This is a genomic window from Bacillus sp. FJAT-53060 (genome assembly GCF_037104745.1).
GTDB classification, from domain to species: domain Bacteria; phylum Bacillota; class Bacilli; order Bacillales; family Bacillaceae; genus Bacillus; species Bacillus stratosphericus_B.
Genome location: NZ_JBAWSW010000065.1, coordinates 1 through 8,101 on the forward strand (window position 1 = coordinate 1; position 8,101 = coordinate 8,101).

General features: G+C 41.0%; 9 protein-coding genes and 1 pseudogene. 9 read left to right on the forward strand and 1 reads right to left on the reverse strand.

The window, feature by feature from the left end; translation table 11 throughout:
* The coding region (locus WAX46_RS15100) for a hypothetical protein (RefSeq protein WP_336494278.1) at positions 1 to 192 on the reverse strand (192 nt) is incomplete at its 3' end.
* 88 nt (positions 193 to 280) lie between these two features.
* Here WAX46_RS15100 and WAX46_RS15105 point away from each other — a divergent pair.
* The 9 genes and pseudogenes from WAX46_RS15105 to WAX46_RS15145 form a co-directional block, all read left to right on the forward strand.
* Positions 281 to 1,309 (forward strand): hypothetical protein, encoded by a 1,029-nt coding sequence (locus WAX46_RS15105; RefSeq protein WP_336494279.1) that lies wholly within the window; start codon positions 281 to 283, stop codon positions 1,307 to 1,309.
* A gap of 148 nt (positions 1,310 to 1,457) precedes the next feature.
* Positions 1,458 to 1,811, forward strand: a complete 354-nt coding sequence (locus WAX46_RS15110) for a carboxymuconolactone decarboxylase family protein (protein ID WP_376776433.1) — start codon at positions 1,458 to 1,460, stop codon at positions 1,809 to 1,811.
* A gap of 215 nt (positions 1,812 to 2,026) precedes the next feature.
* Entirely contained in the window at positions 2,027 to 2,164 is a 138-nt protein-coding gene (locus tag WAX46_RS15115; RefSeq protein ID WP_226567966.1) for a hypothetical protein, read from the forward strand.
* Between the two features lie 210 nt (positions 2,165 to 2,374).
* Positions 2,375 to 3,160, forward strand: a complete 786-nt coding sequence (gene sufC, locus WAX46_RS15120) for a Fe-S cluster assembly ATPase SufC (RefSeq protein WP_226567965.1) — start codon at positions 2,375 to 2,377, stop codon at positions 3,158 to 3,160.
* Between the two features lie 18 nt (positions 3,161 to 3,178).
* Complete coding sequence (sufD, locus tag WAX46_RS15125; RefSeq protein WP_226567964.1) at positions 3,179 to 4,492, forward strand: Fe-S cluster assembly protein SufD; 1,314 nt, start codon at positions 3,179 to 3,181, stop codon at positions 4,490 to 4,492.
* Positions 4,492 to 5,712, forward strand: a complete 1,221-nt coding sequence (locus WAX46_RS15130; protein WP_226567963.1) for a cysteine desulfurase — start codon at positions 4,492 to 4,494, stop codon at positions 5,710 to 5,712. Before sufD ends, WAX46_RS15130 begins: the two co-directional genes overlap by 1 nt.
* Entirely contained in the window at positions 5,702 to 6,148 is a 447-nt protein-coding gene (gene sufU, locus WAX46_RS15135; protein ID WP_336494280.1) for a Fe-S cluster assembly sulfur transfer protein SufU, read from the forward strand. The genes WAX46_RS15130 and sufU overlap by 11 nt, the downstream gene beginning before the upstream one ends.
* A gap of 17 nt (positions 6,149 to 6,165) precedes the next feature.
* Positions 6,166 to 7,563 carry a Fe-S cluster assembly protein SufB gene (sufB, locus tag WAX46_RS15140; RefSeq protein ID WP_007500362.1) on the forward strand — a complete coding sequence of 466 codons (1,398 nt, stop codon included), beginning with the start codon at positions 6,166 to 6,168 and terminating at the stop codon, positions 7,561 to 7,563.
* Positions 7,564 to 7,782: 219 nt separating this feature from the next.
* Positions 7,783 to 7,903: pseudogene (locus WAX46_RS15145) on the forward strand (peptidoglycan-binding domain-containing protein); the annotation flags it as partial.
* Positions 7,904 to 8,101 lie beyond the last annotated feature (198 nt).

Consider the following 8,101-nt stretch of genomic DNA (forward strand, 5'->3'; position numbering starts at 1 on the left):
ATGATCTTCAGGCACTAATTCATCTAAAGCCACTACTTCTAATTGATTTCTTCTCTCTTCTTCACGTTTCGATAACATGTTCATCCCCCGCAGAATTGTGTTATTACCCTTATTATACAAAAAAGCTTGTAGACTTTGTCTACAAGCTGAAACCTCCATTATTGAAAATGGAGGTTTTATTTTGACAATCAATTATCAGGATCAAAGGAAATGCAAATGTATAAATTTGAATGATTGATAAATACTTGAGGGGAGGAAGTTATAAAAAGGAGAGAAATAAATGCATACTTCAAGAGATATTGACTTAAAGCTTAAACAGGGATTTCGCACGCTATTTCCAAAATACGCTCAAAAGCTAGAGAAAGCAACATCTCAAGCCGAAATAAATCAATTACATACTTTATTTATCAAAGAGCAACAGCAAGAATTAGCAAATGTGTTAGGCAAGGAGTTGAAGGATGCACAAAATCAATGTTCCATAGCATTGACCATCAGTCAATATGAAAGTTTGATTAATGCTCAAGGGGACGATATAAAAAAACAACTCCAATATTTAATTGATGGCCTTCAAAAGTTGAAAGCATTGGAAAAAAGAGATGATTCATGTGTTGTTATGGCACAAATGCTTTTGGCAGGAGTATTAGGAATTGGACAAAAGTCCATTGATGGTGCAATGGAGTATATAGCAAAAAACAGTAATCCTTCCAAAAAAGATGAATTATTGGTCACACCTGAGTTGATAGATGCTTACATTGCTCTTGCAGGGATTAGTAGTGCAACAGTTGCTTATGTTATAGCAATAGTTAGTCTTGTTGTAGTGATCATACTTATTCCAATCATTCATTATTTTATTGAAAAGGATGCAAAAGCGCTTATATTTTTGATAAATGAATTAGATAAACCACTTTCGTTTTATGGCGATTATAATGTTCATGGGAATGGAACGCTTTATACATCGACTATTCAAAATGGATTATATGTCCCAAATATAGGAAGGTATGCTGTTGGAGGTTTCTTTGCCACTGAAAAGGCAAGTGGTGCTTTAATAGGAACACAGTATGGTTTTACTATGACACTCGGGGGTACCACAAAACTTTCATTTGGAGTAGAGTGTCCGCTCACTTCTTTATATACAGATAATAACTGCTACTGTGCAATTAATGAGGACGCCAAAAATGTTGCCGAGTTAACCTCTAAAAAAAATCAACAATACTGGGTAAGTAAACAAAACGGTATTGGCATTAGTATAAGGTGTCATTCAGTAAGTGGATCAGTTGCTTATTATATAGCCCGAGCTTATCAAGTTTAATTTGTTCTAATAGATTGGGATCAGAGTGATGATGTAAAAACCTCTATTAGTTGAAAATAGAGGTTTTTTGTGTATTTTTTCAAATCTCGCTCATAATAAAAACGTACAAATGACCTGAAGGGATGGAATCAAGATGAACGAACAGCATATGAGCAGCTCAATGCAGCAATCACTCACGGATTATAAAACCGCAATGGGTGAATTTCAGAAGAAAATGCCGGTGTTTGGGAAGAAATTCAATGAATTTACGGAGCAGTGTTTCCAGAGCGATTCATTAACACAAAAAGAAAAACAAATGATTGCCCTTGGCATTAGCATTCATGCACAAGATGAATACTGCATGATTTATCATACAAAGGGAGCGCTCGATCAAGGAGCGACAGAAGAGAATTTACTGGAGGTCGTTAGTGTGGCGGCAGCATTCGGCGGCGGGGCAGCACTTAGCCAAGGCATTACTGTCGTTCAGCAATGTATTGATGAATTTGGAGGACAGACGCATTAAGAGAAGAAAAACATGGTATTTTTTTATATAAGAGAGTTGAGTGCTTCTCATCCGAGTGTGTGAGAAAATATGCCAGCATAACACGTCATATCCCTTTTGAGTGAAGTTGCATGCCTTTGATAAAATAAAGCTACACTAAAAGAAGGGAATGGTTTATTATTTGTTCTGACCAGAGTACACTGGGATTGGATTATACCGCCGAGATGGAAAAGGCCATGCATCAATCTCATGGCATGAGCTATGCAGAGTACGAAAGAGACCATGACTTACGAATGGAAGTTGAATATAAACGAGAGCAGTCCTATCGAGATGAGAAAAGGCAGCTCGCAAAAATGAATATACGAGGCTATTAATAGCTAAGGGGCGGGGAGAACAGTTTCCCGCCCTTTCTTTATGAAAACAGTCTTTTCGATATAAATCCTTTTATCCACCTGCATTTTTTGTTAGAATTTTGAGAGCATCCTCTCACGCTTGTTGTGAATGTGTTGTATTTACTTTTAATTTGTTATAAGATTAGAATGAGAATAAATTGAGAATAATGATTATTTTGGAGGTATCGATATATGACTGCTTCGACATTAACAATTAAGGACTTGCACGTTGAGATTGAAGGGAAAGAAATCTTAAAGGGTGTAAACCTCGAGATAAAAGGTGGAGAATTCCACGCAGTAATGGGACCAAACGGTACAGGTAAATCAACTTTATCTGCTGCCATCATGGGTCATCCTAAATATGAAGTAACAAAAGGAAGCATTTTGCTTGATGGAAAAGATGTACTTGAAATGGAAGTAGATGAGCGCGCACAAGCGGGTCTTTTTCTTGCCATGCAATACCCATCTGAAATCAGTGGTGTCACAAATGCGGACTTCCTTCGTTCTGCTATTAACGCACGCAGAGGAGAAGGCGATGAAATCTCTCTTATGAAATTCATCCGCAAAATGGACGAAAACATGGAGTTCCTTGAAATGGACCCTGATATGGCACAGCGCTATCTAAACGAAGGTTTCTCAGGCGGGGAGAAAAAACGTAACGAAATTCTTCAATTGATGATGATTGAACCAAAGATCGCCATCCTTGACGAAATCGATTCTGGTCTTGATATCGATGCCCTAAAAGTTGTTTCTAAAGGAATTAATAAAATGCGTGGCGAAAGCTTCGGCTGCTTAATGATCACCCACTATCAGCGTCTACTGAACTACATTACACCAGATCATGTCCATGTGATGATGCAAGGACGTATTGTGAAATCTGGCGGACCAGAGCTTGCACAGCGTTTAGAAGCAGAAGGCTATGACTGGATTAAAAAAGAGTTAGGAATTGAAGACGAAACTGTTGGTCAAGAAGCGTAAGCGTTAGGAGGATTATTGATGACATTAGAAACGAAATTATCAGTAGATCAAGATTATGTCAAAAGCTTCTCCGAGAAGCATCAGGAACCGGCATGGATGAGCTCCCTTCGCTTACAGGCTCTTGAAAAAGCAGAAGACCTCCCAATGCCAAAGCCTGACAAAACGAATATTTCAAAATGGAATTTAACAAATTTCAAAAAGCATACAGTCGAAAGTGCGCCATTTGGATCACTAGAAGAGCTTCCAGAAGAAGTGAAATCTCTGATTGATTTAGAGGACACGGATAAGACAGTCTACATTCAGCGTGATCAAACGCCAGCATACTTGTCTCTTTCAGCAGAAGCTAAAGACAAAGGCGTGATCTTCACTGATATTCATACAGCAATTCGTGAGCATGGAGATTTAGTGAAGAAATATTTCATGACAGATGCAGTGAAAGTGGAGGAGCATAAACTAACAGCTTTACATGCTGCTTTAGTCAATGGCGGAGCTTTCCTCTATGTACCGAAAAATGTAGAGCTTGAAGCACCAATTCAAGCCGTCTATCTTCATGAAAAAGACGAAACAACCTTGTTTAACCATGTCATCGTCGCAGCAGACGATCATAGTGCTGTGACATATGTAGAAAACTATATTAGTACTGCAAAGCCGGAAGAATCGATCTTCAACATCGTTGCTGAAGTGTTCACAGGAGCGAATGCTTGCGTCACATACGGTGCAGTAGATAACCTTGCAGAAGGTGTAACAGTCTATGTGAACAGACGCGGTATGGCAAATGGCCGTGATAGTAAAATCGAATGGGCGCTTGGCCTCATGAATGATGGAGACACAGTGTCTGAAAACATCACAAAGCTAATGGGTGACGGCACATTCGGTGATACGAAATCAGTTGTTGTCGGCAGGGGCAATCAAACGGAAAACTTTACAACAAGCATCATCCACTTCGGTAAAAACTCAGAAGGGTATATTTTGAAGCATGGTGTCATGAAGGACCAAGCATCCTCTATCTTTAACGGAATTGGCAAAATCGAGCATGGCGCAACAAAGTCAAATGCCGAGCAGGAATCACGTGTTCTCATGCTGAGCGAGAAAGCACGCGGAGACGCAAACCCCATTCTCTTAATTGATGAAGATGATGTAACAGCAGGACACGCAGCATCTGTTGGGCGTGTAGATCCAATTCAATTGTATTACCTCATGAGCCGCGGGATTTCCAAAGAAGATGCAGAAAGACTTGTCATTTATGGATTCTTAAATCCAGTTGTCAAAGAACTGCCGATTGAAGGAGTTAAAAAGCAGCTCATTTCTGTGATTGAAAGGAAAGTAAAATAATGAATATCAAAGACGTTCGTGAGCAGTTTCCAATCCTTCATCAGCAAGTGAACGGACATGATTTGGTGTATTTGGACAGTGCAGCGACTTCTCAAAAACCAAGAGTCGTCATTGATACAATGAATGAGTATTACCGGTCTTACAACTCGAACGTCCACCGGGGAGTTCATACCCTTGGTACGAAAGCAACGGACGCATACGAGGGTGCAAGAGAGAAAGTTCGTGCATTCATTGGTGCTTCTTCTGTCCAGGAGATTATTTTTACTAGAGGAACAACAACGGCACTGAACACAGTGGCGATTGGCTATGCAAGAGCAAACCTCAAAGAGGGCGATGAAATTGTCATTACGTATATGGAGCATCATGCGAATATCATCCCTTGGCAGCAAGCAGCGAAAGCAACTGGAGCCACATTAAAATATATTCCGTTACAGGAAGACGGCACGCTATCGCTTGAAAATGTGAAGCAAACAATCACACATCAAACGAAAATTGTCGCTGTCACACATGTCTCAAACGTACTAGGAACCATCAACCCAATTAAAGACATCGCCAAAATTGCTCACGATCACGGTGCAATTATTGTCGTCGACGGTGCGCAAAGTACCCCGCACATGCAAATTAATGTTCAAGATATGGATTGTGACTTTTTCGCATTCTCTGGGCATAAAATGTGTGGACCGACTGGCATCGGTGTGCTTTACGGGAAGAAGGATCTTTTGAATAATATGGAGCCTGCTGAGTTTGGCGGTGAAATGATCGATTTTGTGGATCTGTATGATTCCACTTGGAAAGAGCTGCCGTGGAAATTTGAAGCGGGAACACCGATTATTGCAGGAGCAGTTGGACTAGGAAAAGCGATCGATTTCTTAAATGAAATCGGTATGGACGAAGTCAGCCGCTACGAGCATCAGCTTGCCACTTACGCGCTTGAGCGCTTTAAGGAGCTTGAAGGTGCGACTGTTTATGGGCCGGAGCACCGAGCTGGACTTGTGACGTTTAATTTAGACGACGTCCATCCACATGATGCGTCAACAGTTCTGGATACAGAAGGTGTCGCCATTCGTGCTGGACACCACTGTGCACAGCCTCTCATGAAATGGCTTGGTGTATCAGCGACTGCAAGAGCAAGCTTCTATCTTTACAATACAGAACAAGAGATTGACCAACTGATTGCAGCGCTCCGTAAGACAAAGGAGTATTTTACGAATGTCTTTTAATGTAGACTTAGACACACTGTACAGACAAGTGATTATGGATCATTATAAAAATCCGAGAAACAAAGGTGTACTAAACGACAGCATTGTCGTCGATATGAACAACCCAACGTGTGGTGACCGCATTCGTCTAACGATGAAAATCGAAGACCAAAAAGTCACTGATGCGAAATTTGAGGGGGAAGGCTGCTCGATTTCCATGGCATCTGCCTCTATGATGACGCAGGCGATTAAAGGGAAAGGTATTGAAACAGCTTTGAAAATGTCTCAGATTTTCTCTGATATAATGCAAGGAAAAGAATACGACGATTCCATTGATCTTGGTGACATTGAGGCGCTACAGGGAGTGGCAAAATTCCCAGCCCGCATTAAATGTGCAACATTATCCTGGAAGGCGCTTGAAAAAGGCGCATCTGCCGAAGATAACGGCAAATCATAAGATTGGAGTGAAAATGGATGGCTAAAAAAATGCCAGATGTTGGTGAATATAAATACGGCTTTTCTGATAAAGACGTTTCCATTTTCCGTTCAGAGCGCGGACTGACAAAAGAAATCGTTGAAGAAATATCTCGTATGAAGGAAGAGCCTCAGTGGATGCTCGACTTCCGTTTGAAATCTCTTGAGCACTTTTACAACATGCCGATGCCACAATGGGGCGGAGATTTAAATGCATTAAATTTTGATGAAATTACGTACTACGTAAAGCCATCAGAGCGCTCTGAGCGTTCTTGGGATGAAGTACCGGAAGAAATCAAACAAACCTTTGATAAGCTTGGAATCCCAGAAGCAGAGCAAAAGTATTTAGCGGGTGTATCTGCTCAGTATGAATCTGAAGTTGTATATCACAACATGAAGCAAGACCTTGAAGATCTAGGAATTGTGTTTAAAGATACAGACAGCGCATTAAAAGAAAACGAAGACATCTTCCGTGAACACTGGGCAAAAGTCATTCCTCCGACTGATAACAAATTTGCTGCGCTGAACTCGGCTGTATGGTCTGGTGGTTCATTTATCTACGTACCAAAGGGCGTAAAAGTAGATACACCACTTCAAGCATACTTCCGTATCAACTCTGAAAACATGGGTCAGTTCGAGCGTACGCTGATCATCGTGGATGAAGGCGCACATGTGCATTACGTAGAAGGCTGTACAGCACCAGTGTACACAACAAACTCACTTCACAGTGCGGTGGTTGAGATCATCGTGAAAAAAGGCGGCTACTGCCGTTATACAACGATTCAAAACTGGGCAAACAACGTCTTCAACCTTGTCACGAAACGGACGGTATGTGAAGAGAATGCGACAATGGAATGGATTGATGGAAACATCGGTTCTAAGCTGACAATGAAATACCCAGCGGTGATCCTAAAAGGTGAAGGCGCTCGTGGGATGACATTAAGTATTGCCCTAGCAGGTAAAGGTCAGCACCAAGATGCAGGTGCGAAAATGATCCACCTTGCACCAAACACATCTTCAACAATCGTATCGAAATCGATTTCAAAACAAGGCGGTAAAGTCACATACCGTGGAATCGTACACTTCGGACGCAAAGCCGAGGGTGCACGCTCAAACATCGAGTGTGATACACTCATCATGGATAACAAATCAACATCTGATACCATTCCTTACAATGAAATCTTAAACGACAACATTTCATTAGAGCACGAAGCGAAGGTATCGAAAGTATCAGAAGAACAACTATTCTACTTGATGAGCCGCGGAATTTCTGAAGAAGAAGCAACAGAAATGATTGTCATGGGCTTCATCGAGCCATTCACAAAAGAACTGCCAATGGAATACGCCGTTGAAATGAACCGCTTGATTAAGTTCGAGATGGAAGGCAGTATAGGTTAACCGTTGATTTACCGGGGATTTAAGGTGCTTGAATGATACATTTATGCTAAGCACCCACAAAACACCCACAACATTTAATTACTGAACATGCCGCAGATACATTTCCATTGCTTGGTTCCTCAATTTTTTGGAGATAAGTGTCTGCGGTTGTTTTTATACTAGAATGCCCTAACCGTTCTGATTTAATATTCACGACTGCTTCTAAAAGGTGTACAGCATGGCTATTACGGACCAAAAACAGGCGGATGCGGTCAAGCGGTTCCAGATGATGCATGGGTTTGTTGCTGACGGCATTTATGGTTCACAGACAAAGGCAAAACTTGAAGCTCTGTTAATGTAACAAAATCGTTTTTGAGATATTTTAAATTCTTTTATGACACAGTAAAAATAAACCCCCGAAATGGGGGTTTATCAGACCGTAGACAAACCCCACCTTTACTTCAAGTAAAAGTGGGGTTTTCACTTATTTTGATAAAATTTATCAGTTGTCTTACGCTGGACATGGTCCTTTCCATGTCCAGTTTGCTAGCTTTTTGAG